Annotated in this window: 24 protein-coding genes; 10 read left to right on the top strand and 14 right to left on the bottom strand. The window is 58.0% G+C overall.

Annotation, left to right across the window (positions count from 1 at the left end):
• Positions 1–384: 384 nt before the first annotated feature.
• The 7 genes from KW824_RS02920 to KW824_RS02890 all read left to right on the top strand — a co-directional run bounded on the left by KW824_RS02920 (position 385) and on the right by KW824_RS02890 (position 7,617).
• The gene (locus tag KW824_RS02920) at positions 385–1,317 is read left to right on the top strand and encodes a flagellin (protein ID WP_218408850.1); all 933 of its coding nucleotides are present in this window, start codon (positions 385–387) and stop codon (positions 1,315–1,317) included.
• A gap of 629 nt (positions 1,318–1,946) precedes the next feature.
• The gene (gene flaB, locus KW824_RS02915) at positions 1,947–2,879 is read left to right on the top strand and encodes a flagellin (protein ID WP_218408849.1); all 933 of its coding nucleotides are present in this window, start codon (positions 1,947–1,949) and stop codon (positions 2,877–2,879) included.
• A gap of 37 nt (positions 2,880–2,916) precedes the next feature.
• A complete protein-coding gene (locus KW824_RS02910) occupies positions 2,917–3,339 on the top strand; it encodes a flagellar protein FlaG (protein WP_218408848.1) in 423 nt (140 codons plus the stop codon).
• Between the two features lie 28 nt (positions 3,340–3,367).
• Positions 3,368–4,756, top strand: a complete 1,389-nt coding sequence (fliD, locus tag KW824_RS02905) for a flagellar filament capping protein FliD (RefSeq protein ID WP_218408847.1) — start codon at positions 3,368–3,370, stop codon at positions 4,754–4,756.
• 37 nt (positions 4,757–4,793) lie between these two features.
• Entirely contained in the window at positions 4,794–5,207 is a 414-nt protein-coding gene (gene fliS / locus KW824_RS02900; RefSeq protein ID WP_218408846.1) for a flagellar export chaperone FliS, read from the top strand.
• The gene (locus tag KW824_RS02895) at positions 5,204–5,497 is read left to right on the top strand and encodes a hypothetical protein (protein ID WP_218408845.1); all 294 of its coding nucleotides are present in this window, start codon (positions 5,204–5,206) and stop codon (positions 5,495–5,497) included. Before fliS ends, KW824_RS02895 begins: the two co-directional genes overlap by 4 nt.
• Positions 5,498–5,511: 14 nt before the next feature.
• Positions 5,512–7,617 (top strand): 6-hydroxymethylpterin diphosphokinase MptE-like protein, encoded by a 2,106-nt coding sequence (locus KW824_RS02890; protein WP_218408844.1) that lies wholly within the window; start codon positions 5,512–5,514, stop codon positions 7,615–7,617.
• 362 nt (positions 7,618–7,979) lie between these two features.
• Here the strand turns inward: KW824_RS02890 and KW824_RS02885 are convergent, their stop codons facing one another.
• The 4 genes from KW824_RS02885 to KW824_RS02870 form a co-directional block, all read right to left on the bottom strand.
• Positions 7,980–8,825: a cobalamin-binding protein gene (locus KW824_RS02885; protein WP_371316573.1), complete on the bottom strand. Its 846-nt coding sequence runs from the start codon at positions 8,823–8,825 to the stop codon at positions 7,980–7,982.
• Positions 8,818–9,750, bottom strand: a complete 933-nt coding sequence (locus KW824_RS02880; protein WP_218409079.1) for a cobalamin biosynthesis protein — start codon at positions 9,748–9,750, stop codon at positions 8,818–8,820. The genes KW824_RS02885 and KW824_RS02880 overlap by 8 nt, the downstream gene beginning before the upstream one ends.
• 26 nt (positions 9,751–9,776) lie before the next feature.
• Complete coding sequence (gene mtnN, locus KW824_RS02875) at positions 9,777–10,469, bottom strand: 5'-methylthioadenosine/S-adenosylhomocysteine nucleosidase (protein ID WP_171269056.1); 693 nt, start codon at positions 10,467–10,469, stop codon at positions 9,777–9,779.
• 141 nt (positions 10,470–10,610) lie between these two features.
• Positions 10,611–11,540 (bottom strand): ZIP family metal transporter, encoded by a 930-nt coding sequence (locus tag KW824_RS02870; protein ID WP_218408843.1) that lies wholly within the window; start codon positions 11,538–11,540, stop codon positions 10,611–10,613.
• Between the two features lie 332 nt (positions 11,541–11,872).
• Here KW824_RS02870 and KW824_RS02865 point away from each other — a divergent pair, with 332 nt between their 5' ends.
• Positions 11,873–12,226 (top strand): hypothetical protein, encoded by a 354-nt coding sequence (locus tag KW824_RS02865; RefSeq protein ID WP_218409097.1) that lies wholly within the window; start codon positions 11,873–11,875, stop codon positions 12,224–12,226.
• Positions 12,227–12,308: 82 nt separating this feature from the next.
• On the opposite strand, the gene gloA is transcribed toward KW824_RS02865, so the two are convergent.
• The 8 genes from gloA to rsxA all read right to left on the bottom strand — a co-directional run bounded on the left by gloA (position 12,309) and on the right by rsxA (position 19,999).
• On the bottom strand, positions 12,309–12,716 hold the full coding sequence (gene gloA, locus KW824_RS02860) for a lactoylglutathione lyase (RefSeq protein ID WP_025326535.1): 408 nt from the start codon (positions 12,714–12,716) through the stop codon (positions 12,309–12,311).
• An 80-nt stretch (positions 12,717–12,796) separates the two neighbouring features.
• A complete protein-coding gene (nth, locus tag KW824_RS02855; protein WP_042648612.1) occupies positions 12,797–13,438 on the bottom strand; it encodes an endonuclease III in 642 nt (213 codons plus the stop codon).
• 30 nt (positions 13,439–13,468) lie between these two features.
• Positions 13,469–14,227 (bottom strand): electron transport complex subunit E, encoded by a 759-nt coding sequence (locus tag KW824_RS02850; RefSeq protein ID WP_162519109.1) that lies wholly within the window; start codon positions 14,225–14,227, stop codon positions 13,469–13,471.
• A gap of 38 nt (positions 14,228–14,265) precedes the next feature.
• A complete protein-coding gene (gene rsxG, locus KW824_RS02845; RefSeq protein ID WP_202045131.1) occupies positions 14,266–14,898 on the bottom strand; it encodes an electron transport complex subunit RsxG in 633 nt (210 codons plus the stop codon).
• Positions 14,899–14,941: 43 nt separating this feature from the next.
• Positions 14,942–15,994: an electron transport complex subunit RsxD gene (gene rsxD / locus KW824_RS02840; protein WP_202045132.1), complete on the bottom strand. Its 1,053-nt coding sequence runs from the start codon at positions 15,992–15,994 to the stop codon at positions 14,942–14,944.
• 3 nt (positions 15,995–15,997) lie between these two features.
• On the bottom strand, positions 15,998–18,832 hold the full coding sequence (rsxC, locus tag KW824_RS02835) for an electron transport complex subunit RsxC (RefSeq protein ID WP_218408842.1): 2,835 nt from the start codon (positions 18,830–18,832) through the stop codon (positions 15,998–16,000).
• 14 nt (positions 18,833–18,846) lie between these two features.
• Entirely contained in the window at positions 18,847–19,413 is a 567-nt protein-coding gene (gene rsxB, locus KW824_RS02830; RefSeq protein WP_005326872.1) for an electron transport complex subunit RsxB, read from the bottom strand.
• Between the two features lie 4 nt (positions 19,414–19,417).
• Complete coding sequence (gene rsxA / locus KW824_RS02825) at positions 19,418–19,999, bottom strand: electron transport complex subunit RsxA (protein WP_005326871.1); 582 nt, start codon at positions 19,997–19,999, stop codon at positions 19,418–19,420.
• Between the two features lie 111 nt (positions 20,000–20,110).
• Between rsxA and KW824_RS02820 the strand changes: the two genes are divergently transcribed.
• Both KW824_RS02820 and KW824_RS02815 read left to right on the top strand, forming a co-directional pair.
• Positions 20,111–21,007 carry a DMT family transporter gene (locus tag KW824_RS02820; RefSeq protein ID WP_161507327.1) on the top strand — a complete coding sequence of 299 codons (897 nt, stop codon included), beginning with the start codon at positions 20,111–20,113 and terminating at the stop codon, positions 21,005–21,007.
• Between the two features lie 61 nt (positions 21,008–21,068).
• Positions 21,069–21,266, top strand: coding sequence for a hypothetical protein (locus KW824_RS02815; RefSeq protein ID WP_042648673.1), 198 nt, complete (start codon positions 21,069–21,071; stop codon positions 21,264–21,266).
• An 82-nt stretch (positions 21,267–21,348) separates the two neighbouring features.
• Here KW824_RS02815 and KW824_RS21185 read toward each other — a convergent pair whose 3' ends face one another.
• Together KW824_RS21185 and KW824_RS02805 are read right to left on the bottom strand one after the other, a co-directional pair.
• Positions 21,349–22,647, bottom strand: a complete 1,299-nt coding sequence (locus KW824_RS21185; protein ID WP_005326868.1) for a PAS domain-containing methyl-accepting chemotaxis protein — start codon at positions 22,645–22,647, stop codon at positions 21,349–21,351.
• A gap of 520 nt (positions 22,648–23,167) precedes the next feature.
• Positions 23,168–23,611 (bottom strand): DUF4124 domain-containing protein, encoded by a 444-nt coding sequence (locus tag KW824_RS02805; protein WP_218408841.1) that lies wholly within the window; start codon positions 23,609–23,611, stop codon positions 23,168–23,170.
• Positions 23,612–23,714 lie beyond the last annotated feature (103 nt).

Raw genomic sequence — 23,714 nt, 5'->3', positions numbered from 1 at the left:
ACAACTCACGTCCAATAAGTGATGGGGCGGCGATTTTAGGGGTAAGGGGCGTGTGTGAGCAATGCCGGTATGCAAAAGTGGGAGCCAGAGCGGATTTCTGGGGGAAGGGAGGGCGGGTAGCTTGGCTGTACAGACCCGGCCGGCATGAGCGTTGGCTACCAATCGGCGGGTTGTCTGGGACGCTGCGACAAAAATTCTGATTTTTTTCTCAAGGCTGGGAAATAGAGGCCGATATATAGGTTAGGCGGCGATTACTGCCCAAAAGGCAGAAAAAAAGAAATTAAAGTCTTACCAAACAGCGCCGTTAACTAAACATATCAGGCACAAAACAAAATAAAGCCTGAGTGAATTAAAGATAAAATTTAATAGCTTAGGAGAAAAATTATGAGTCTGTATATCAATACCAACGTTTCATCGCTCAACGCTCAGCGTAACATGATGAACAGCACCAAATCTCTGGACACTTCCTACACTCGTCTGGCCTCTGGCCTGCGCATCAACAGCGCCAAGGACGATGCGGCGGGTCTGCAGATCGCCAACCGTTTGACCTCCCAGATCAACGGCCTGGATCAAGGCAACCGCAACGCCAATGACGGTATCTCCGTTGCCCAGACGGCTGAAGGCGCCATGGATGAAGTGACCTCCATGCTGCAGCGGATGCGTACTCTGGCCCAACAGTCTGCCAACGGCTCTAACAGTAAAGATGACAGAGATGCATTGCAGGCCGAATACAAACAGCTTTCTACCGAGATCAACCGTGTGGCCAACGACACTACTTTTGGTGGTCAGAAACTGTTGGCTGGGGATTATAAAGGCACTTTCCAAGTAGGGGCTGATGCGGGTCAGACCATCTCCTTCAAGATGACCACTGCCTTTACCATGTCTGGTATTGCCAGTGTTACCAAAGGGAGCGCGACAGTTACTGCTGTAGTAGCCTCAACCGATACTACAGGTGCCGATGCTTGGGTCGTAGCGGCCGCGACAACTGCTGTTACTTGGTCAACCATCAGCGACATTTCAGGTTCAAGCGATTCCAATGCTCAACTGGCGTTTGCCAACTTGGACAAGATGATCCAGGTGGTAGATAGCAAACGAGCCGAACTGGGTGCTGTACAGAACCGGTTCGACTCCACAATCCGCAACCAGGCCAATATTTCGGAAAACGTCAGTGCGGCCCGCTCCCGTATCCGCGATGCCGACTTCGCGACAGAGACGGCCAATATGACCAAGCAGAACATCCTGCAACAGGCGGCTTCCAGCATCCTGTCCCAAGCGAACCAGCGCCCGCAGTCTGCGCTCTCTCTGCTGCAAGGCTAAGCTGACTGATTGCAAGAAAAAGAAAAGGGCGGTTGTTCAGGCCGCCCTGGTAAACAAGATGGAACAATGGGGTGTTCGGATTTACGCCTTGTCCTATCGAAAGAGAAGTTCTCTTATTGGTATACCCCTCGAGTGTTGCGCAGATCGTTCACTCTGTCACCCTCGAGGTTGTTCTCCTGAGCGTAAGCTCTTCTTTGGCCGACACATAGTCGGCCTTTTTTATGGACGCCATAAAATCGACGACCCATAACATTAAGCACAATGTGTGCCAATTCATCATACTCAAGTGTTCAACATGCAAGTACGCGGCAATTGAGGGGAGATGCTGTCGTGATGGTGTTGCTTTTCTTTCTTGTCATCATCTTGGGCGGAGAGCGTTTGCCTCTTTGTTGATGAGGGCGGCAATAAATTTCCTAAAGCTTCCGATGAGGCTGCCGCTACATAATATGAAGCAAATTGAGGGGTGTTCGGAAAACCAACATTTGCGCAACTGCGGGTCCAATGTCCGTTCAAACAGAGGACCCGCCAGATGGCACAGACCGTTCAATCTGTCCGTCTGAACGGTGGGATCCTTGTTTTGTAGACACAAGCAGAGCCCGCAGTTTCTTGTTCATCAGGAGAAATCTTTTATGGCCATGTATATCAATACCAATACTTCATCATTGAACGCCCAGCGTAACTTGATGAACACCAACAAATCTCTGGATACCTCTTACACCCGTTTGGCATCCGGCCTGCGTATCAACAGCGCCAAGGACGATGCGGCGGGCCTGCAGATCTCCAACCGTCTGACCTCCCAGGTCAACGGTCTGGACCAAGGCAACCGCAACGCCAACGACGGTATCTCTGTCGCCCAGACCGCCGAAGGAGCCATGGATGAAGTTACCTCCATGCTGCAACGGATGCGTACCCTGGCTCAGCAGTCCTCTAATGGTTCCAATAACAAGGATGACAGGGATGCGTTGCAGTCTGAGTACAAACAATTGACCACAGAAATCAACCGGATCGCGGGTGATACCACCTTCGGTGGTCAGAAGCTGCTGGATGGCAATTACAAGGGCTCTTTCCAGGTCGGGGCTGATGCGGGTCAGACCATCTCCTTCAAGATGACTACTGCATTCACCATGTCCGGCATTGCCACTGCCACCAAGGGCAGTGCGACTATTGCCGCTGCAACTGCGGATTCAACAGGTGCTATGCCTGCTGATGCTTGGGTGGTTACTCAGGCTACTACAGCTGTGACTTGGTCTACTATCAGTGATATTTCTGGTTCAACGGACTCCAACGCTCAGGTGGCTTTTGCCAACCTGGACAAGATGATTCAGGTTGTGGATAGCAAGCGAGCCGAATTGGGGGCGGTGCAGAACCGCTTCGATTCGACCATTCGCAACCAGTCCAATATCTCTGAAAACCTGAGTGCCGCGCGCTCCCGTATCCGTGATGCGGACTTCGCGACTGAGACTGCCAACATGACCAAGCAGAACATCCTGCAGCAGGCGGCTTCCAGCATTCTGGCACAAGCCAACCAGCGGCCGCAGTCAGCACTGTCCTTGCTCGGCTAATCGTAGACAGCTAGCTGATTGATATGGGAGAGAAGAGATGACAACTGAACTCGGAAATCTGTCATCTGTCAGTGGCGCTTCCGTACAGCTAAGTGACAAGAGCGGCCAAGTGGCCGCTCAATTGCTTTCTGGTGCGGTGGAAGAGGCCAAGGTTGTACTGCAGGAACGGAGGGTGGCAAATGGACTTGAACGTTCAAGTAAACAGACACATTCTGACATCGAAAAACAGGTACAAAGTTTGCATGAGTTTGGCCTTCAGCAGGGTTGGACTGTCAATTTCAGCGTAGAAAAAGAGCTGGGCCAGGTGGTGATAAAGGTGATGGATGCTGACACTAAATCGGTGATCCGTCAGATCCCCAGCGAAGAGCTCATCGCTATCAACAAACGTATCCAGGCTCTACAGCGGGGAGAAGCAGGGGCGAATCCAAGGATAGGCTTGCTGTTTGACAGCGAGATATGAGCGATTAATAACGAATAGGAAAAAGAGAATGGCAACCATTACCTCGGCAGGAGCAGGATCTGGTATCGATCTGGAAAGCGTGATCACGGCCAGTCTTAATGCCAGAAAGGCGCAACTACAGCAACCGATCACTACCAAAAAGACCAACGCCCAGATCACGCTTTCCGGGGTGGGCCAGTTGAAATCTGCGATTGCTTCTTATGTCACGACCCTCAAAGGCATGGCAAAGACGGATGCATTCAACAAACGTACCGTCAATATCACCCAAGACAAAGATAACCCTATCCTCAAGGTAGAAAGCAAGGCTGGGGCTTCTAACGGTCAGTACAACATCACCGTCAATAAATTGGCAACTACTAGTAAGTTTGAAGGCACTTTTGACAGTTCTACAGCTTCGCTGGCGACTGAAGATGGCACCCTCACCTTTACCGCCGGAGACAAGAAATTTAATGTAGAGGTCAAGGCTGGCGACTCTCTTCAGACAATTCGAAAGAAAATTAATAATAACGGTGACAACTTTGGGCTGACTGCCAACATTATCAATACCGCTGATGGCAAGGCCAAGCTGGTGATGGATTCAGGTGTGAGTGGTACCGGCAAGGATCTGCAGATCACGGGTAGTACAGCCGGCATTACCAACTTTGCTTCTTCACTAACTAAAACTCAGAGTGCCAGCAATGCCGAAATCACTGTAGATGGCAGCCCTCTCAGTAGCGATACGAATACTTTTGATGGCACCATCATGGGATTGAAAGTAACACTATTGCGTGAATCAGATAAAGATACTGACGGTAATGTCAAATCTAACAAGGTTGATGTTGCTACCGATAAAGATGGCATCAAAACCATGGTCAAGAGCTTTATCGATGGTTACAACACCTTGGTCAGCAAAGCGGATGCCTTGGGTAAGCGCAATAGTATAGTGGCCGGGCAGAGCCAGGACGATGGTGGAGCCCTTGCCGGTGACTCAGTGACTCGAAGTGTCGTCAATCAGATGAGCAGTCTCCTCATAACCCCTTCTGATAACTCGAACGTGTTTGACACTATTTTCCAACTTGGGATCAAGATGGACAATAAGGGGGTGCTCTCTCTTGACAGTGAGAAATTTGATGAGGCACTTGATAAAAACTTCGAGCAAGTAGTCGCCATTTTCGGGGGCGAAAACGGGGTGGCGGGCAAGTTGGCGACGTCTCTGGAGGATTACTCCAAGACCGGGGGGTTGCTTGCTCAGCGAGAAGATTCTCTTAACTCCGATCTACGGACTCTGGCGCAAAAAGAATCCGATGCCTCGGCCCAATTGGTGAAATATGAAGCCAGTTTACGGGCTCGTTATGGTGGCCTGGATACCCTGCTTGCCAAGATGAACCAGTCCGCATCCTACTTAAGTCTTATCAATACTTCAGGCTCGTCATCCTGAATTATCTTTCCGCGATCTCGAGTGAGGAAAAACAGTCATGTATCGCAAGAATATCAAAGCCTACACCACTCAGAACCTTCAAGCTGAGATGGCAGTAGCAGATCCTTATCGTGTCATCCAGTTGATGATGCAGGGTTGTGTCGAACGCCTCGCACAGTCGAAAGGTGCGATAGAGCGCAGGGATTTTGAAGGAAAATCAGTCGCAATTTCCAAATGCATGGCTCTAATCAACGGATTGCAGGATGCGTTGGATCTCTCTTATGGCAAAGTACCAGAAGATTTGTTTGCTCTTTATGACTATATGAAGCAGCGCCTGTTGGATGCCAGTCGCGACATGGATGTAGAACCTCTGGATGAGGTCGGCCAACTGATACTGACTATAAAGAGTGGCTGGGACGCGATTCCATTAGAAGATAGGAAGCAAGCATTGAGCCAGCAGGCTGTCATATGACTAATGCTGAGTTTTTGAAAACGTCCGCGTTCAGGTTAGAGCTTGCTGTCAGTGAAAATAATCTGGAGCTAGCTCACCAGATAATAGATGAACGATTGAGATTGCTACAGATAATCAGCCGCGAGAATGATCATACTCCAGATTTGGTTGAAGCGGCAAAAGAAACTTTAGCTCATGATGAGAAGTTGAGCTTTTTAATTTCTCAAGAAAAAGAAAGTTTGCGACGAAAACTGCATGATGTTGTCATCGCAGATAAAGCAACGCAGTTATATAGAGTGCATTCAAAGTAAATAGGGGCTCTTTCATGGATATAGATAAAGATATAAAGCATATTGAAGCCGAAATAATTCGCTTGAAACGACAAAAAGAACAAGAAAAGGCCATGATAGAGGTTCTTCCTGTACGCTTTGAAAGTAACATGCGCGCACTAAAAAATTATATCCCCTCTGTTTATGAACAATTTAAAGATTATAATCCAACCCGTCCGTTTCGTTTTTTTTGTAATGAAAATGGCATTCCTAATATTGTGTGGCTTGATAGCAATGTCTCATTTTATGGAGAGGACCCTTATCAATACTCTCAGAGTCAAATAGAGCAAGTATTATGTCGTTCTAAAATTGACACATTCTCGTTCAATATAGAAGATGATTTATTTAATCAAGCACATGTTCAATACCTAAATAAACTTTGTAAACTATATGATGAATCGAAAGATGTACTTGATAAGCTGACGAGCATCCCGAGTCATGTTCCCATGGTGATGATGTTTGGTGTTGGTCTTGGGTATCAGCTATCATATTTATATGAAAGATGTAGCGTTAAAAACCTTTTTATTTTCGAGCCAGACCTTGATTTGTTCTATGCATCTCTGTTTGCATTTGATTGGCATTCTTTACTTCAACATTTAAATGAGGAAAATCTGAGTCTTCACTTGTTTTTGGGACAAGATGAGGACAGTCTGATGGAGGATCTTTTACCAGCACTGCATCGTCGTGGAGCATTCTGGATATCTAGTATATTTGCGTTCTGGCATTACCCATCAGAAAAAATATTTTCATTGACCGAAAGAATAAAAAAAGAATTTTATCTTCTTAAATCTGGTTGGGGATTTTTCGATGATAATTTGTTCGCGCTGGCGCATAGTGCAAAGAACATTGAAAACAAAGTTCCTTTTTTATTAAAAGGTAAAGATATTTCATTGCTGAGTAATGGACTCCCTGCTTTGGTTGTGGGTAATGGACCTTCTTTAGATGAAGCTATTCCATTCATTAAAAATAACCATGGCAAATTTTTCATATTCGCCTGTGGTAGTAGTATCACCGCACTTCATAAAGCTGGTATCAAACCGGATGTATTGCTGGCTGTCGAGAGAACAAAGAGTTCAGCTGATTTTCTAGCACTGCTTAATGATGATGAATACTTAAAAGATATTCTGTTTCTTAGTGTGGATATTATTCACCCCGAATGCCATAAGTATTTTGATCGTATGGCAGTTGGATTCAAACCCCATGAGCCTATGCACTCACTTTTAATGAGAAATATTGATGAAGCTCATAAGTATTCCCATCTAAATGGAGTGAACCCATTTGTTGGGAATACTGGATTAAGCTATGCAATTACATTGGGATTCAAAGAAGTATTTCTCTGTGGGATTGATAATGGATATAAAAATGCAGAACATCATCATTCAAAATATAGTGCTTATTATGATGATAGCGGCAAGCCTATTGAAAAATTAACAAAATTGGTAACGCAGAATGGTGGTTACATCATCCCAGGAAATTTCGGGGGCGATGTTACTGCGAGCCGGCTTTTCTGTGTCTCAATAAAATCAATGGAATCGTTGTTGAGAACACATAAAGAAGTGATGTGTTATAATTGTAGCGATGGTGCGATGATTGAAGGAGCGGTGCCTTTACGTATAAATGATATAGTTGTAACTGACGACTGTCCTGATAAATCAAAATTGATAGAGTTCATGTATAATGATTTCTTTTCTCCTCTGAATCTGACAAGAGAGGATATTGAATCTATCATGGCATTTGAATTGTTTGATGATATTGTTAAGCGTTTTATCTCGGATTGGAAGGTGGTAGAACCCTGCCGTAATGATATATCCGAGCTCATGCGGAAGCATTTTGAGTATTTAGTATATATATCAGAGACTCGGCAGCATCATATTCATAGAGTCCTAGTTGGTTCAATTAATTACTTTTTTTCATTTATAAATACTATCATGTATTCTTTCGATGATAAGGCGATGGACAATAATATTGTCAAGCCGGCCATTAATATCATGGTTGATTTTTTCGAAACGATAAGAGCAACATACCCTGAGGCGCTTAATTTTATTGATGACTCGGATTGCGAGATCGTTCATCTATACCGGAAAAATACGGCCGTAACTTGAATATATTGTTTCTTGGAGCTAAGCCATTCTAGCAGTCACTTGACACCGGCCTTAAGCCGGTGTTTTTATATATTATTCCAGAATAGACTTTGCCTTCGGAGTCATTTTCAGCACCCTATTGAACATGTTAGATCAGGAGATATGCTTCTCTATAATTTCCAAGTCTGATGAAAGTGTATAGTGTTGTAATTCTTCAAGAGTTCAGGTCTGTCAGCATAGACAGTAGTGTATCAATTATCATATAGACCATTTGAGGCAGTCTAATAACTACCTTTACTAAATGTGTCCAGTCGAAGATGTAATTGTTGAATTACCTGTTTCTTGCGGGTGTCTGGTGAAAACATTGTCTTCAGTTCCAAAGATCAATCTTTTTGGTAGGTTGTTATCAACAGTCCTATCGCCTCGCATATCTGCTCCACCGCGTTGAGGGCCCGCGGGGTGAAGCGATGCAGCTCATCGGGGTTGATGAGAACGAGGCGCTGCTGCTTGACGGCATCCAGCATGGGCCACTGATGCCAGTGGGCCAGCACGGCGGGATCCCGGCTACCGGCCAGGATGAGATCCGGGTTGGCCTTGATCACCTGCTCCAGCCCGACCTGGGGATAGGGGGAGCTGGCATCGGCCATGATATTGCGGCCGCCGCAGAGCCTGATGGCGTGGCCCGGCCAGGTCGAGTCGTTGACGCTGGTCAGCGGCGGATACCAGAGCTGATAGAAGACCGAGACCGGCTTGGGCTTGCCGTAGCGCTGTTTCAGGGCATTGAGCCTGGCCAGATAGGCGTCGGCCTGCTGGTCGGCCTTCTGCCGGGTGCCGAGCAGGCGCCCCAGGCTGCGCATCTCGTCGGCCAGGGAGGCAAAGTCGGTAGGCTCCGAGTAGAAGACGGGGATGCCGAGCTTCTCGACGGGGGCCAGCATGCGGGACTGGGCCGAGCGCCAGGCCACCACCAGATCCGGCTTCTGGGCCAGCAGGGCCTCCAGGTTGATGCTGCGGTAGTTGGCGACCCGTGGCAGGGGCGCCACCTCGGGGGGAAAATCGGAGGCATCGTCGGTGGCCACTATGCGATCCCCGGCCCCTATGTCGTACAGCAGCTCGGTCAGGTGGGGGGTGAGGCTGATGATGCGCTGCGGGGTGGCCGCCGCAGTGGACAGGGGCCAGCCGAGCAGGCACAGCAGCAGGCAGAGGGCGCGAAGGGGGAAGCGGTCAGCCACGAGTCAGTGCCATCAGGGTCAGGATCAGCGAGAGCCCGAGCCAGCCCCAGCCGATCAGCAGCAGGCGATGGAGCAGGCACCGGGGCAGGGTGGCATCGGGTTCGCTCCCATCGCCCAGCACCGGGAGGCGTACCAGCTGGCCCTGATAGTAGCGGGGGCCCCCGAGGCGACTGCCGGTGCTCTGTGCCAGCAGGCCGAGCAGAGCGCCCATGGCCGGATAGGGCCAGCGCAGGGCAAGGCGCAGCTTGCCCCCAAGCTGGCGCAACCGGGTCAGCGCAAGCGGGAGCGCCAGCAGCAGTATGGCGGGGGCGCAGAGCCCCTGATAGAGCGCACTGGCGGCGCGGCCGAAGTGGACGAACTCGGCCTGCTTCGGGCTCCAGGCCTGATTCATCAGCTGGGCTAGGCGCCAGAGCAGGGCCCCTTGCACCCCGGCCAGGGCAAAGCCCAGCAGGGGGCCGGCCCACTGGCCCACGAGGCGCAGCACGCAGGTCTCGCTCACCGCCTTGTTCAATCCCATCACCGACAGGGCGCCCGTCTCTCGTCTGAGCCAGGGGGCGGCCTGCAACCTCGCCACCACCAGCGTCTCCTGGGTTGCCAGGGCGCGGCTCCCCTGGGCGAGCTCCCGCAGAGGGCGTGATTCCAGCATCAGCAGCAGAAACAGCAGGTCGAACAGGGGTTCAGACAGGGAGAGGTTGCGCACCGCCCAGAGGCCGGCGGCGCAGGGCACCCAGACCACCAGCAGGGCCAGCAGCCCCGCCTGACGTTGCTGGCTGGGCGAACCGTCAGGGCGATACACCTTGTGGCCGAGGCGGGTCAGCAGCGACACGGCAGCGCCGGGCCTGAAACGCGCAGGCCAGGGCAGCACGGCCTCCAGCAGGGCGGCGCCCACCATGATGGCCGCCGTCGTCGAGGCGAGGGCGGCCATCAGGGCATCCCAGGAGGGGGCGTCGATCACAGCTTGCCGAGCAGCGCGATGATCACCTCGGCGGAGTGTTGACCCGCCACCTCGATGAAGGCATCGAAGGATTCCACCTGCTCCTTGCCGGCGATGTCGGACATGGCGCGCACCACCAGATAGGGCACCTTGAACATGTGGCATACCTGGCCGATGGCGGCCCCTTCCATCTCGACTGCCAGCATCTGCGGGAAGTCGGCGCGGGCCTTGGCGATGGCGTCCGGCTTGCACATGAACTGATCGCCGGTGCAGATGAGGCCGACCTTGGTCTGGTGCTTGCCTTGCTCGGCGATGCAGGTCTGGGCCAGGGCGATGAGCTTGTCATCGCAGGGGAAGGCTGCAGGCTGCTGGGCCATCTGACCCATCTCGTAACCGAAGGCGGTCACGTCCACATCGTGGAAACGCATCTCGCTGGCGATCACCACGTCCCCGATGTGCAAGTCCTGAGCGAAGCCGCCGGCGGAGCCGGTGTTGATGACGCAATCGGGGGCAAATTTTTCCAGCAGCAGGCTGGTGGCGACGCTGGCGGCAACCTTGCCGATGCCGGAGCGGGTCAGGATCACCTCTTTACCGGCCAGACGGCCCTGATAGAACTCGCAGCCGCCCAGTTGCAGGGTGGTGGGTTCACTCAGCTGGCTGCGCAGCAGGGCCACTTCCTGCTCCATGGCGCCGATAATACCTACTTTCATCATCTACCTCGTTTCTCAGATCTTGTGCGGGCCCGGCCACACGCTGGGTAGCGGTGCCGAAAAAGTTGGCGGGGATGATAACAAAAGATAACGGCGGCGCCGAGCGCCGCCGTTCGAATCAAGAGGGTAGGGGATTTCCGGTTAACCCAGTGCCGTATCCAGGGTCATCATCAGTGCAAAGCCGGCCATCAGGCCCAGGGTGGCATGGGTCTGGTGACCGTTGCGGTGGGTCTCGGGGATCACTTCGTGGGAGACCACGAACAACATGGCGCCGGCCGCGAGCCCCAGGCCAATGGGGTAGGCGATGGCCATGCCGCTGGCGAGCCCGACCCCGAGCAGGGCGCCGAGTGGTTCCAGCAGGCCGCTGCCGATGGCCACCATCACGGCGACAGAAGGACGAAAGCCGGCGGCGCACATGGCGAGCGCCACCGCCAGCCCCTCGGGTATATCCTGCAGGGCGATGGCGGTAGTGAGCGGCAACCCCACCGCCATGTCCCCCTGGGAGAAGCTGACCCCGATGGCCATACCTTCCGGCAGGTTGTGCAGGGCGATGGCAAACACGAACAGCCAGACCCGGGAGCAGCTCTCATGGCCGGGGCCGCAGGGGCCTGTCTTGTCGTGCTCGTGGGGGGTGAACTGATCCAGCCCCAGCATCAGCAGGACGCCGAGGGTCATGCCGGCCACCACCACGGCGGCGGCGAGAAAGCCGTCACCTGTGATCCCCTCGGCCGCCTCCAGTCCCGGCAGCAGCAGGGAGAAGGCGCTGGCCGCCAGCATCATGCCGGCGGCAAAGCCCAGCATGGCGTCTTCCACCCGCTGGGGAACAGATCGCAGGAACAGGGCGGGCAGGGCGCCAAGCGCCGTCGCGGCAAACCCGGCGGCGCCGCCGATGAGGCCATAACGCACCCCGGGGCTGATGTCACCGGCCGCCAGCATGACGAGGCTCTGCAACAGGAGCAGCAGCACGGCGGCCAGGGCGAGCAGCAGCCCCAGGGCAACGAGGGTGCGATCCGCTATCTGCTCGCGCAGTTGGACTGACCAGGAGGGGCTGAGGGTCGACGCGTTATCCATGGGGCCTCGGGGGACTGTGGTTGGGAGAGACGAGAGCGCCATTACATAACCTGGCCCCCGGTTTGTCCATGCTCGCGGACCGATTGCGGCAATCGGCTCAAGTTTGTGGTCATCCGATCTTGTACCCCGGACACATGCCAAATGACATGACCCTGTACAACACGAGAAGGATGAGCGAGGGCGGCAGCTGTGGCAGGGGGCGCGCCTGCGAACGCTCTTCCCCGCTTGTTCGTGTTGTTTCATTTTCCCGTCAGGAGTCTCGGGTCACCGTTTACACGGATGTGATCGCCACAGTGCACCTGCTTATCAGCAGTCGAGGATCACCAGCCAACATGTCTTACAAGAACCTCTCCATCGGCAAGAAGATTGCCGTGGTCTTTGCGGTTATTGCCGCCATCAACGTGATATTCGGTTTTTTTCTCGCCAGCGAACAGCGTGGCATGCGGGATCGGGTGCTGAATTTCACCGATTCCACCCTGCTGGCGCAGGGGCTCAAGGATCAGGCCTGGGATGAGCTGTTTCGCTCCAACGGGAGCTACACCGAGCCGGGCCGCAACGTGGCGTGGATCAATGAGTCTTCCAACGAGGTGGCGACCGGTGCCGATCACACCGCCCGCGCCTGTCTGGAGCTGAGCCAGCTGGCGGCGAGCCTGCGCCAGACCATAGGCCGCTTCCGTCTGGCCTGATGGTGGACAGCTGGCAGAGTACCAACAAAAACGGGGCCCCAGGGCCCCGTTTGCTATGTCACCGCGAGGGTGCCGGTCTGGCTCAGACGCCGAGGCCGGTTCCTGTGTCTTTCTTGGCGATCAGCTCAATCTTGTAACCGTCCGGGTCTTCCACGAAGGCGATGACAGTGGTGCCACCCTTGACCGGGCCCGGCTCGCGGGTGATCTTGGCGCCGGCGGCGCGTAGGGCGTCGCAGGTGCCATAGATGTCGTCCGCTTCCAGGGCGATGTGGCCGTAGGCGGAGCCCAGCTCGTACTCGCTTACGCCCCAGTTGTAGGTGAGTTCGATGACGGCCTCATCCTTCTCGTCACCGTAGCCGACGAAGGCCAGGGTGTACTTGTATTCGCTGTTCTCGCTCTTGCGCAGCAGTGTCATGCCCAGCACGCGGGTGTAGAAGTCGATGGAGCGTTGCAGGTCGCCGACGCGCAGCATGGTATGCAGAATTCTCATTGCTCAATTCTCCGGGTTGGTGATTGGTACTGCTTTCTATCTAGGTCTTGAGGTCGGGCTGTGAACGGAAAGGAGGTCGTTCAGCTCTGTGGGTAGACCTTTTCTTTGTACTCGCACAGGTCTTCGATGATACAGGAGCCGCAGCGTGGCTTGCGCGCCAGACAGGTGTAGCGCCCGTGCAGGATGAGCCAGTGGTGCACATCCAGCTTGAACTCGGCGGGCACCACCTTCAGCAGCTTTTCTTCGACCTGATCCACGTTCTTGCCCACCGCGAAGCCGGTGCGATTCGACACCCGGAAGATATGGGTATCGACCGCTATGGTGGGCCAGCCGAAGGCGGTGTTGAGCACCACGTTGGCGGTCTTGCGGCCCACCCCCGGCAGGGCTTCCAGTGCCTCGCGGTTTTCCGGTACCTCGCCGCCGTGGCGCTCCAGCAGGATGGCGCAGGTCTTGATGACGTTCTCGGCCTTGGTGTTGAACAGGCCTATGGTCTTGATGTACTCCTTCACGCCGTCCACCCCGAGCGCCAGCATGGCGGCCGGGGTATTGGCCACCGGATAGAGCTTGTCGGTGGCCTTGTTGACGCTGACATCGGTCGCCTGGGCCGACAGCAGCACGGCGATCAGCAGCTCGAACGGCGAGCTGAAGTTGAGTTCGGTGGTGGGGTGCGGGTTGTTCTCCCGCAGCCGCTCCAGTATCTCTCTGCGTTTTTGGTTATTCATCGCGTCTCATGTCTGTCTTGGTGCCAGCCCTCAGAGCTGGGTGGTGCGGGCACCGGCTGCGGGCAGGCTGCAGTGCGCCTTGTCGGCACGCTGTTTGCGGCCCATCCAGTCGTTGATGGCATTCTTGCCGGCGATGAGCAGCCCCAGGCCGATGAAGCCCCCTGGCGGCAAAATGGCCAGCAGCAGGCTGGCATCGGCATGGAACAGCTCGATGCGCAGGGACCTGGCCCACTCCCCCAGCAGCAGATCGGCGCCGTCGAACAGGGTGCCCATGCCGATGATCTCACGCAGGCCCCCCAGCAACAGCAGCACCAGGGTGAAGCCCAGCCCCATCATGAAGCCGTCGATGGCCGCCAGCAGGGGTGGGTTCTTGGAGGCATAAGCCTCGGCCCGGCCTATGATGACGCAGTTGGTGACGATGAGGGCGATGAAGATGCCGAGCGCCTGATAGAGGCCATAGGTGTAGGCGTTCATCAACAGCTGCACGCTGGTCACCAGGGCCGCGATGATCATCACGTAGACCGGGATGCGGATGTCCTTGGGCACCCAGTTGCGCACCAGGGAGACGGCCAGGTTGGAGCAGACCAGCACCACCATGGTCGCAAGACCCAGTCCCAGGGCATTGGTAAAGGTGGAGGAGACCGCCAGGGTCGGGCAGAGCCCCAGCACCTGCACCAGGGAGGGGTTGTTCTTCCACAGCCCCTGCAGCATCAGCTCCTTGAGCTCTTCGCGGCGGCTGTTGCCCTCATCGGCCGGGCTCTGGCCGTCAATCACATCAACTTGTTCCATTGCTTGTTCCGTTGTATGCGCCATACGGGGCTCCGGTGTCAGGGGGTGGCGTCGCAGGAGGGGGCCTGTTGCAGCAGCTCAGGGTGCTCCTGTTGCAGCAGCAGCAGATTCTTCACCGCCTTGACCACGGCGCGGGGGGTGATGGTGGCGCCGGTGAAGGCGTCAAATTCGCCGCCATCCTTCTTCACCGCCCAGCTTGCCGCGTTCTCCTTGGTAAGGAACTTGCCGACGAAGCTCTCTATCCAGCTCGATTTTTTCAGCTCGATCTTGTCGCCAAGACCCGGGGTTTCCTTGTGAGCCAGCACCCGCACCGCGCTGATGGCGCCGCTGGCATCTGTGCCGACCACCATGCGAATGGCACCACTGTAGCCGTCGGGGGCCACGGTTTCCAGCGCATAGCCGGTGTGCTCCCCCTTGAGGGTCGCGGTGTAGAGCGGCATGGGCTGATCGCTGCCCAGGTACTCGCGGCTGGTGACCAGCCTGCAGCTGGCCACCAGATCGTTGTCATAGCTCCCCGCCGGCAGCAGGGCCTCCAGGGTGCGCAGCTTCTCCAGCTGTTGCTGGTGAGCGATGCGATCCCGGGTCAGCTCGTTGGTCAGCACCACCATGGCGGTGCAGCCGAGGGCGAACAGGGCCAGGGTGACGCCGTTTTTGCGCATGCTCTTTAACATGTTGTGGCTCCGGTTCCGCTGGTATGAGAAGTCAAAGATGAAGTCATTTGCGGCGATCCCCATAGACCTTGGGACGGGTCAGGCTGTCGATGAGCGGCACGCAGAGGTTGGCCAGCAACACGGCGAAGGCGAAGGCATCCGGGTAGCCGCCGAAGCGACGGATGAGGTAGACCAGCACGCCGATCAGCACGCCGTAGATGAGGCGACCCCTGGCCGTGGTGCTGGCGCTCACCGGATCGGTGGCGATGAAGAAGGCCCCCAGCATGGTGGCGCCGCTGAACAGGTGCAGCATGGGGGTGGCGGTAGCGTCCGGCGTGGCCAGATAACCCAGGGTGGCAGACAGCAGCAGGGCCCCCAGCACGGCGGTGGGAATGCGCCAGTTGATCACCTTCTGCTGCAACAGGAAGAGGCCACCCAGCAGGTAACCGAGGTTGACCCAGCTCCAGCCAATCCCGCCCCAACCCTCGAACACGGCGTGAGTCATCACTTCGCTGGCGGTGAGCCCCTGGGTCAGGCCCGTCTTCAGGGTGTCGAGGGGAGTGGCCATGGTCAGGCCATCCACCCCCTGCTTGAGCTGCGCCAGGCTGTAGCCGTCCAGGCTGAAGCCGGTGAAGATCACCGAGACGGCGTCCCTAAAGTCGACCCCGTAGGCGGCGATGCTGGAGGGGGGCAGCCAGCTGGTCATCTGGACCGGGAAGGAGACCAGCAGCAGTACATAGGCCACCATGGCCGGGTTGAACAGGTTTTGACCGAGCCCGCCATAGAGGTGCTTGGCGATGATGATGGCAAAGGCGGTGCCCAGCACCAGCATCCACCAGGGCAGCAGAGGGGGCAGGGAGAGGCCGATCAGCACGGCGGTGAGGGCCGCGCTGCCGTCCAGCAGGGCCGGTTTGACAGGGCGGCCGCGCAGGCGCAGGACCAGGGCCTCGCAGCCCAGGGCCGTCACCAGGGCCAGCAGGATCTGGATCAGGGTCCCCCAGCCGAAGAACCAGGTCTGGGCCAGGAAGCCGGGCAGACAGGCCAGGATCACCAGCAGCATCAGGGTCTGGGTCTGTCTGCGGTTATGGGCGAAGGGCGCACTCGCGAGATTGAACATGGATCAGTGGCTCTTGTCGGTCGAAGGGGAAGGGGTGTGCGCCGCGGCATCGGCCGCCAGCTTCTTGGCCTTGGCGCGGGCGATGGCAGCGGCGATGGCCGCCTTCTTGGGGTCGACCTCGGCAGCGGGCTCAGTCACCGGCTCGCTCGGGGCGGCCTGCGTGTCGCTCACGGCGTCACTTGAGGGGACTGGCGCCTCGGGCGCGACCGCGGCGTCGGCCGCCAGCCTCTTGGCCTTGGCACGGGCGATGGCAGCGGCGATGGCCGCCTTCTTGGGATCGGCCTCGGGGGCTGGCTCAGTCACCGGCTCGCCCGGTGCGGCAGCCGTGTTGCTGGCCTCGTCACCGGCAGTCTGGGCAGCCTTCTTGGCCTTGGCACGGGCGATGGCGGCGGCGATGGCCGCCTTCTTGGGATCGACCTCGGTGGCGGGCTCAGTCACCGGCTCCCCCGGGGCGGCCTGCGTGTCGCTCACGGCGTTACCTGAGGGGACTGGTGCGTCGGGCGCGACCTCGGCGGCGGCCGCCAGCTTCTTGGCCTTGGCGCGGGCGATGGCAGCGGCGATGGCCGCCTTCTTGGGATCGACCTCGGCAGCGGGCTCGGCAGCGGGCTCGGCCACCGGCTCGCCCGGGGCGGCAGCCGTGTTGCTGGCCTCGTCACCGGCAGCCTGGGCAGCCTTCTTGGCCTTGGCGCGGGCGATGGCAGCGGCGATGGCCGCCTTCTTGGGGTCGGCCTCGGCAGCGGGCTCAGCCACCGGCTCGCCCGGGGCGGCAGCCGTGTTGCTGGTTTCGTCACTGGCAGCCTGGGCAGCCTTCTTGGCCTTGGCGCGGGCCAGGGCGGCGGCAATGGCCGCCTTCTTGGGGTCGACCTCGGCAGCGGGCTCGGCCACCGGCTCCCCCGGGGCGGCCAGCATGTCGCTCACTGCGTCACTTGAGGGGACGGGTGCGTCGGGCGCGACCTCGCCGGCGGCCGCCAGCTTCTTGGCCTTGGCGCGGGCCAGGGCGGCGGCGATGGCGGCCTTCTTGGGATCGGCCTCGGCCGCGGGCTCAGCCACCGGCTCGCCCGGGGCGGCAGCCGTGTTGCTGGTCTCATCACCGGCAGCCTGGGCAGCCTTCTTGGCCTTGGCGCGGGCCAGGGCGGCGGCAATGGCGGCCTTCTTGGGATCGGCTTCGGCAACGACAGCCGTGCCGGCATCATCCGGCTGTGCGGTCTCGACCGCCTTGGCGGCGCGGCGCGCCAGCGCCTCCTGCTTGCGCGCCTCGCGGGCGGCCATCATGGCGGCGTTGTCCGGCGGAGTCTCTGCGCTGGCGGCATCCTGCTTGGCCTTGAGGCGGGCCAGGGCGGCGGCGACGGGATCATCCCCCCCGGCCGCGGCCATGGCCTGGCGACGCTGGGCGGCGGCCTCGGCGTGGCGAGCCTCCCGCGCGGCCTTGTCCCGCTCGAAGCGGGCCTGCTTGGCTTCGAAGCGCTGCTTGGCGCGCTCCGCCTTCTCGTGCTCGGCACGGACCTCGCGGATGTCATCCTTGGCAATCTTGTAGTACTGCACCAGGGGGATCTCGCTCGGGCAGACCCAGGCACAGGCCCCGCACTCTATGCAGTCGAACAGGTTGAGCTTCTCGGCCTTGTTATACTCCTTGACCCGGCTGTACCAGTAGAGCTCCTGGGGCAGCAGGTTGGCGGGGCAGGCGTCGGCACAGGCGCTGCAACGGATGCAGGCCTGCTCGGGGCCGGGGGGCGGCAGCTCGGCGCGGGTGGGGGAGAGCAGGCAGTTGGTGGCCTTGACCACGGGCACCATGGCATGGGGCAGGGTGAAGCCCATCATGGGGCCCCCCATGATGACCCGCTGATCCGCCTCCGGTTGCAGTTCGAAACGCTGCAGCAGCCAGCGCACCGGCGTGCCGAGCCGCACCCAGGCATTGCCCGGTTGCTTGAAGGCATCCCCTGTGAGGGTGACGATGCGCGAGATGAGCGGCTCGCCATCGATGATGGCGCGCTTGATGGCAAAAACGGTGGCGACGTTGAGCACCATGATGCCCATGTCGACCGCCCGGCCCCCCTTGGGTACCTGGCGTCCGGTGAGCAGCTCTATGGTCTGCTTGGCGCCGCCGGAGGGGTACTTGGTCGGCACCGACTTGACCAGCACATCCGCGTCTGTGGCATGGCGGGTCAGGGCGTCGATGGCCGCCGGCTTGTTGTCTTCCACCCCGATCAGGGTGAGCTTGGGCTTGAGCAGGTGCTTGAGCACCCGGATGCCCTCCATGATCTCGTCGGCATACTCCTGCATCAGACGATCGTCTGTGGTGATGTAGGGTTCGCACTCCAGGCCGTTGACGATCAGGATCTCGGTGAGCTGGCCGCGGCCATCGAGCTTGCTGTGGGTCGGGAAGACGGCGCCACCGAGCCCTGCGACCCCCGCCTGCTGGATGCGATCGAGCAGCTCGCCCCGCTCCAGATTCCAGTAGTCGGGTTGGGGATTGCGCTCACCCCAGGCATCCTCCCCGTCCGGGGTCAGGATGACGCAGAGATCGTCCAGGCCCGAGGGGTGCGCCACCGTGTGTTGTTCGATGGCGGTGATGGTGCCCGAGGTGGAGGCGTGCACCGGCACTATGCGACCCTTGTCATGACGGGTCAGCGGTTGGCCCTTTTTGACCCTGTCACCCACCCGCACCAGCAGTTCGCCGGCCGGGCCCGCGTGCTGGCGCACCGGTATGATGAGCTGGGGGGGGAGACCCGCGTCCACGACGGGGGTCAGGCTGGACTGGTGCTTGTTCTCGGGAGGGTGAATGCCACCGTGAAAATCCCAGAGGGTGCCGGCTTTGATGCGTTCTAGCAGATGCTGCATGGTTACTCCGCTGTTTATTCCACTATCTTGACCGGAATGGCGACCTTGGCCAGATCCCATTTCCAGTTGTCGACCGTGGTCGGCACCGGGATCATCTCGATACAGTCGGTCGGGCAGGGGTCGACGCAGAGATCGCACCCGGTGCACTCGGCCGCGATGACGGTGTGCATCGCCTTGGTGGCGCCGAGGATGGCATCGACCGGGCAGGCCTGAATGCACTTGGTGCACCCTATGCACATGTCCTCGTGAATGAAGGCGACCTTCTTGACGGGGACGGCCGCTTCGTCGCCACCGTCCAGCGGCTGGGGCTCGACCCCCATCAGATCCGCTATCTTGCGCATGGTGGCATCGCCACCGGGCACGCACTTGTTGATCTTGTCGCCGTTGGCCAGCGCCTCGGCGTAGGGCTTGCAGCCCGGGTAGCCGCACTGGCCGCACTGGGTCTGGGGCAGCAGGGCATCGAGCTGGTCGACGATGGGGTCGGCTTGCACATGAAACTTGACGGCGGCATAGCCCAGAATGATGCCGAAGGCCAGGGCCAGCAGGGCCAGCACCAGGATGGCAAAGAGTATGTGAGTCATAGCGCTATATCTTGATGAGGCCGGTAAAGCCCATGAAGGCCAGGGACATCAGGCCGGCGGTGACCATGGCGATGGAGACGCCGCGAAAGGGGGCCGGCACGTCGGCGGCCACCAGACGCTCACGCATGGCGGCAAACAGGATCAGCACCAGCGAGAAACCGCAGGCAGCCCCGAAGCCGTAGATGATGCTCTGGATGAAGTTGTGACGCTCGTTGATGCTCAGCAGTGCGACGCCCAACACGGCGCAGTTGGTGGTGATGAGGGGCAGAAAGATGCCGAGCAGGCGATAGAGGGTCGGGCTGCTCTTGCGGATCACCATCTCGGTGAACTGCACCACCACGGCGATCACCAGGATGAAGCCCAGGGTGCGCAGATAGGCGATGTCCAGCGGGATCAGGATATAGTGCTCCATCAGATAGGAGCAGGCGCTGGCGAGCGTCATCACGAAGGTGGTGGCCAGTCCCATGCCGATGGCGGTTTCCAGCTTGCCGGAGACGCCCATGAAGGGGCAGAGGCCGAGAAACTTCACCAGCACGAAGTTGTTGATCAGCACGGTACTGACCAGTAAAAGCAGGTACTCAGTCATTGACGATGGGTTTTCCGGTGTGAAGGCGGCGGTATTATCTGATGTTAGGTGCCTTTAGACAACCGCAAGGCCGTATGGTTATTATTCGGGGGCCCAATTCATGGAGGCATTGTGCGCCCGCTACCCATACTGACCCTCACCCTGGCCATGCTGCTCTGGTCCAGCTCCTTTATCGCCCTCAAACATGTGCTGGAGGTCTGGTCCTTCGGCCAGGTGCTGTTTATGCGCATGGCGGTGGCCTCGGGCTGCTGGCTGCTGTGTTACCGTCACCTCGGCAACTTCCACTATCAAAAAGGGGATTGGCGCTGGCTGGCCCTGATGGGCGCCCTGGAGCCCTGCCTCTATTTCCTGCTGGAGGTCAACGCCCTGCGCTACACCAGTGCCGGGCAGGCGGGCATGGTCTGTGCGCTGCTGCCCCTGATGGTGGCCCTGGTGGCCTTCGTGCTGCTGAGGGAGCGGGTGAGCCGCCGCCAGCTGCTGGGTTTTGCGATCGCCATCTGCGGCATCGCCCTGCTGGGGCTGGCCGAGGGGGCCGATGAGTTCGCTCCCAATGCCTTGCTCGGCAACAGTCTGGAGATGGGGGCCATGCTCTGCGCCGCCACCTACTCAGTGGTGTTCAAGAAGCTCTCCAGCCGCTACGGCGTGCTGACCCTGACCGCCCTGCAGGCCTTCGTCGGCACCCTCTTCTTCGCCCCCTTCGCCTTCAGTGCCCCCTGGCCTGCGGACTGGGACTGGCAGGACATGGGGGTCATCCTCTTCCTCGGCGCCTTCGTGACGCTCGGCGCCTACCTGCTCTACAACTGGTCTGTCACCCAGGTGAAGGTGACCCTGGCGGCCGCCTATGTGAACCTCATCCCGGTCTTTACCCTGCTGCTCGCCTATCTGCTGCTGGGGGAGACGCTGGGTGCCTTGCAATGGGTTGCCTGCGCCGCCGTGCTGGCCGGCATCGGGGTCGGTCAGTTGCCCGCGGGCAAAAACCGGGTGCGCAGCGCCGCCGCCCAGAGTTGACTTTCCCCCGATCGGCTACAGTCTGGACAGGGATCTATGCTGGCCATTAAGGAGCCACACCATGAGCGACATGAAGTTGCTGGCCGAGGCCAAAGCTTTACTGAGCCACCACCCTTTCACCCTGGCCGATGCTAGGGCCCTGGAGGCCCTGGAGGAAGCGGCGGTGGGGGAGGAGGGGCTCTGCATTGCCGAGTTGTGGGAGCTGGCCCTGGGTCAGGCCGACGAGGAGGCGAGGCACTATCTGCAGGGAGAGGATTGACGCACTCTTCGAGTCTCTTGAATGAGCAATAAACAACGCGGGGCCAGGCCCCGCGTTGTTTATTGGATGGCGCACCCCGAGCTCAGATGGAGAGACTCTTGACGGTGTCCGAGACCGAGTTCGCGTCTTCGATGATCTCCTTGATGACGTCGGCGATGATGTTGGCCTGATCCTGCCCCGCCACCGCCTTGCCTGAGACGACGGAGACGGTCTGGGTGATCTTGGAGGTGATGTCGGAGTTGTGCTTGATGACCGAGACGATCTCGTTGGTGGAGGTCGAGGTTCTGGCCGCCAGCTGCCTCACCTCGTCGGCGACCACCGCGAATCCCCGGCCCTGCTCGCCGGCCCTGGCCGCCTCGATGGCGGCATTGAGTGCCAGCAGGTTGGTCTGATCCGCGATGCCGCTGATGGTGGAGATGATGGACTCTATGCTCTTGGATTGCTGATTGAGCAGATCTATTTGCTTGCTCACCTCGTTGACCGAGGTGTTGATGTGAGAGGAGGTCTCCAGCACCTTGTCGATCACCTCCCGCCCCTTGGCTGCACTGGCGACGGTTTCGCTGGCGATGGCGCAGGCCTTCTGGGCCGCCTCCCGGGTGGAGATGGATTTTTCCACCCGCTCCGTGATGTCGCTCGCCAGCTTGATGATTTTGACCACCTTGCCCTCGTGGTTGAAGATGGGGTTGTAGGTCGCCTCCAGCCATATCTTCTCCCCGTGATGGCCAAGGCGCATGAAGAGTCCGGACTTGATGTCCCCCGAGCCAAGATCGCGCCAGAAGTTGGGGTTTTTCTGGTAAAACTCGGGGTCGCAGAACTGGCGATGGTGTTTGCCGACCACCTCCTCCAGCCGGTAGCCGAAGCAGTGGAGGAAGTTCTGGTTGGCGGTGATGACGGTGCCATCCGGTTGGAAATCGATCACCGCCAGGGATTTGTCGAGCGCCGCCAGCAAGGCCTGGGTGCGCTCCAGAGAGGATTGCTGCGGTGTCACGTCCGAGGCGACCTTGGCGACGCGTACCACCTTGCCGTCGATCACGATGGGGAAATAGGTGGCCTCCAGCCAGACCGCCTTGCCCGATTTTGACTGGCGGATGAAGCGCCCGTTGCGGGAGATGCCACCGCGCAAATCCTGCCACAGGCTCTCATAATCTCGGGTCTTGACGTCCTCCGGAAAACAGAGCGTGCTGTGGTGCTTGCCAATGACCTCTTCACGTCCAAAGCCCACGATCTTGAGAAACAGCTCGTTGGCGAAGGTGACCACTCCTGCCGGGGTAAACTGGATGAAAGGCACCTGGGACTGGATGGCCTGCTCGAAAGCACTCAACTCTGCCATCTTTGCTACCTGCTCATTCACTTCCTTGCTTGTTTTTTGATTCCAGAACATGACAGAGCTCCTCCATGAGACCCTTGAATGACAGACCGACCTTAATCTGAGTGAATTAACAATAGCATTGCTCTTTGATGAATCATCATCGAGTCTGAATTAACTCTTTAATTTTCAATGTTGATATTATGGCTGCTTGATGGTGCGGTCTCGAATAAGGCTCTTTTATATTGTCGCCCTTTTCTGACCGCACCTGATATTGGCATGAAGGCGTCTCTTTTGGCACTTGATATTGTCGTCGCTACATTGGGGCTTTTATTTCATCACTTCGGCGTTAGATGAATATCGACCGATGCCGATGAGGGCTGCAATGGCATTGAGGCGCCGGGATATCGGCTGGAGGGGGAGGTGGATTGGCGGTCATCATGGGCGGTTGAAATAGACGATGAATCAGTATGAAGTGTGTGGGAAATAACCGCATACGCCCTATTGTTCCCCTTGATAACCTTCTTCCACCGGCGAAGCGCAATATTCCCGGGGTAGCAGCATCCTTATGAACCCGGGCTGGAGGACGGTGCGCTTATTTTGCCTTGAGGGTGGAGAGACGCTTGTTCAGCGCCTCCATCTCGTCTTGATACTGACGCGTCACAGCCGGCACATCCAGGCGTCGGGTTTCGCCAGTCTCGGAGGTGGTGGAGTCTGATTGGCCCTCGCTGAATCTGGTCATCTCGGGGTTCATCTTCTGACCCTTGGCGCCCATCTCGGGGCGCAGGGCCTCAAGCTGGCGCTGCTGCCGACTGCTGGCCAGGTTCTCCTCGATATCCCGGGTCCGCTTGTTTGCCCGTTCGACCTCCTCGGCCGAGGGGATGAAGACATTCATCCGCACCGGCTTGCTGTCACCGGTGCAGGGGATGTCGCTGAAGGTGATATTGCCGTTGCGGGTACATTGATAGACATCGGCCCGGGCGACCAGAGTAGTAGCGGCAACCAGGCAGCCAAGTGAGATGATCAGCACGCGTGACATAGGCTCCTCCTTGGATCCTTCCTTTGCACATTAGTACATGGCGCCTGACCAGACAATCGACCAGTGCCATCGACTCCCGCCAGGATGTCTTCATGGGGCGAGC

It is taken from the genome of Aeromonas sp. sif0611 (genome assembly GCF_019218845.1).
In the GTDB taxonomy this organism is placed as follows: Bacteria; Pseudomonadota; Gammaproteobacteria; order Enterobacterales; family Aeromonadaceae; genus Aeromonas; species Aeromonas media.
This window is presented reverse-complemented; position numbering and strand designations above follow the sequence as displayed.

Excerpts from the sequence above, each read along its gene's own strand:
- rsxB (WP_005326872.1), bottom strand. The coding sequence starts at position 19,413 with ATGACTCACATACTCTTTGCCATCCTGGTGCTGGCCCTGCTGGCCCTG.
- mtnN (WP_171269056.1), bottom strand. The coding sequence starts at position 10,469 with ATGAAAGTAGGTATTATCGGCGCCATGGAGCAGGAAGTGGCCCTGCTG.
- flaB (WP_218408849.1), top strand. The coding sequence starts at position 1,947 with ATGGCCATGTATATCAATACCAATACTTCATCATTGAACGCCCAGCGT.
- fliS (WP_218408846.1), top strand. The coding sequence starts at position 4,794 with ATGTATCGCAAGAATATCAAAGCCTACACCACTCAGAACCTTCAAGCT.
- KW824_RS02880 (WP_218409079.1), bottom strand. The coding sequence starts at position 9,750 with ATGGCCGCCCTCGCCTCGACGACGGCGGCCATCATGGTGGGCGCCGCC.
- KW824_RS02920 (WP_218408850.1), top strand. The coding sequence starts at position 385 with ATGAGTCTGTATATCAATACCAACGTTTCATCGCTCAACGCTCAGCGT.
- KW824_RS02850 (WP_162519109.1), bottom strand. The coding sequence starts at position 14,227 with ATGGAACAAGTTGATGTGATTGACGGCCAGAGCCCGGCCGATGAGGGC.
- gloA (WP_025326535.1), bottom strand. The coding sequence starts at position 12,716 with ATGAGAATTCTGCATACCATGCTGCGCGTCGGCGACCTGCAACGCTCC.
- KW824_RS02870 (WP_218408843.1), bottom strand. The coding sequence starts at position 11,540 with ATGGATAACGCGTCGACCCTCAGCCCCTCCTGGTCAGTCCAACTGCGC.
- KW824_RS02815 (WP_042648673.1), top strand. The coding sequence starts at position 21,069 with ATGAGCGACATGAAGTTGCTGGCCGAGGCCAAAGCTTTACTGAGCCAC.
- KW824_RS21185 (WP_005326868.1), bottom strand. The coding sequence starts at position 22,647 with ATGTTCTGGAATCAAAAAACAAGCAAGGAAGTGAATGAGCAGGTAGCA.
- KW824_RS02805 (WP_218408841.1), bottom strand. The coding sequence starts at position 23,611 with ATGTCACGCGTGCTGATCATCTCACTTGGCTGCCTGGTTGCCGCTACT.
- KW824_RS02895 (WP_218408845.1), top strand. The coding sequence starts at position 5,204 with ATGACTAATGCTGAGTTTTTGAAAACGTCCGCGTTCAGGTTAGAGCTT.
- KW824_RS02910 (WP_218408848.1), top strand. The coding sequence starts at position 2,917 with ATGACAACTGAACTCGGAAATCTGTCATCTGTCAGTGGCGCTTCCGTA.
- rsxA (WP_005326871.1), bottom strand. The coding sequence starts at position 19,999 with ATGACTGAGTACCTGCTTTTACTGGTCAGTACCGTGCTGATCAACAAC.
- KW824_RS02865 (WP_218409097.1), top strand. The coding sequence starts at position 11,873 with ATGTCTTACAAGAACCTCTCCATCGGCAAGAAGATTGCCGTGGTCTTT.
- nth (WP_042648612.1), bottom strand. The coding sequence starts at position 13,438 with ATGAATAACCAAAAACGCAGAGAGATACTGGAGCGGCTGCGGGAGAAC.
- fliD (WP_218408847.1), top strand. The coding sequence starts at position 3,368 with ATGGCAACCATTACCTCGGCAGGAGCAGGATCTGGTATCGATCTGGAA.
- KW824_RS02890 (WP_218408844.1), top strand. The coding sequence starts at position 5,512 with ATGGATATAGATAAAGATATAAAGCATATTGAAGCCGAAATAATTCGC.
- rsxD (WP_202045132.1), bottom strand. The coding sequence starts at position 15,994 with ATGTTCAATCTCGCGAGTGCGCCCTTCGCCCATAACCGCAGACAGACC.
- rsxC (WP_218408842.1), bottom strand. The coding sequence starts at position 18,832 with ATGCAGCATCTGCTAGAACGCATCAAAGCCGGCACCCTCTGGGATTTT.
- rsxG (WP_202045131.1), bottom strand. The coding sequence starts at position 14,898 with ATGTTAAAGAGCATGCGCAAAAACGGCGTCACCCTGGCCCTGTTCGCC.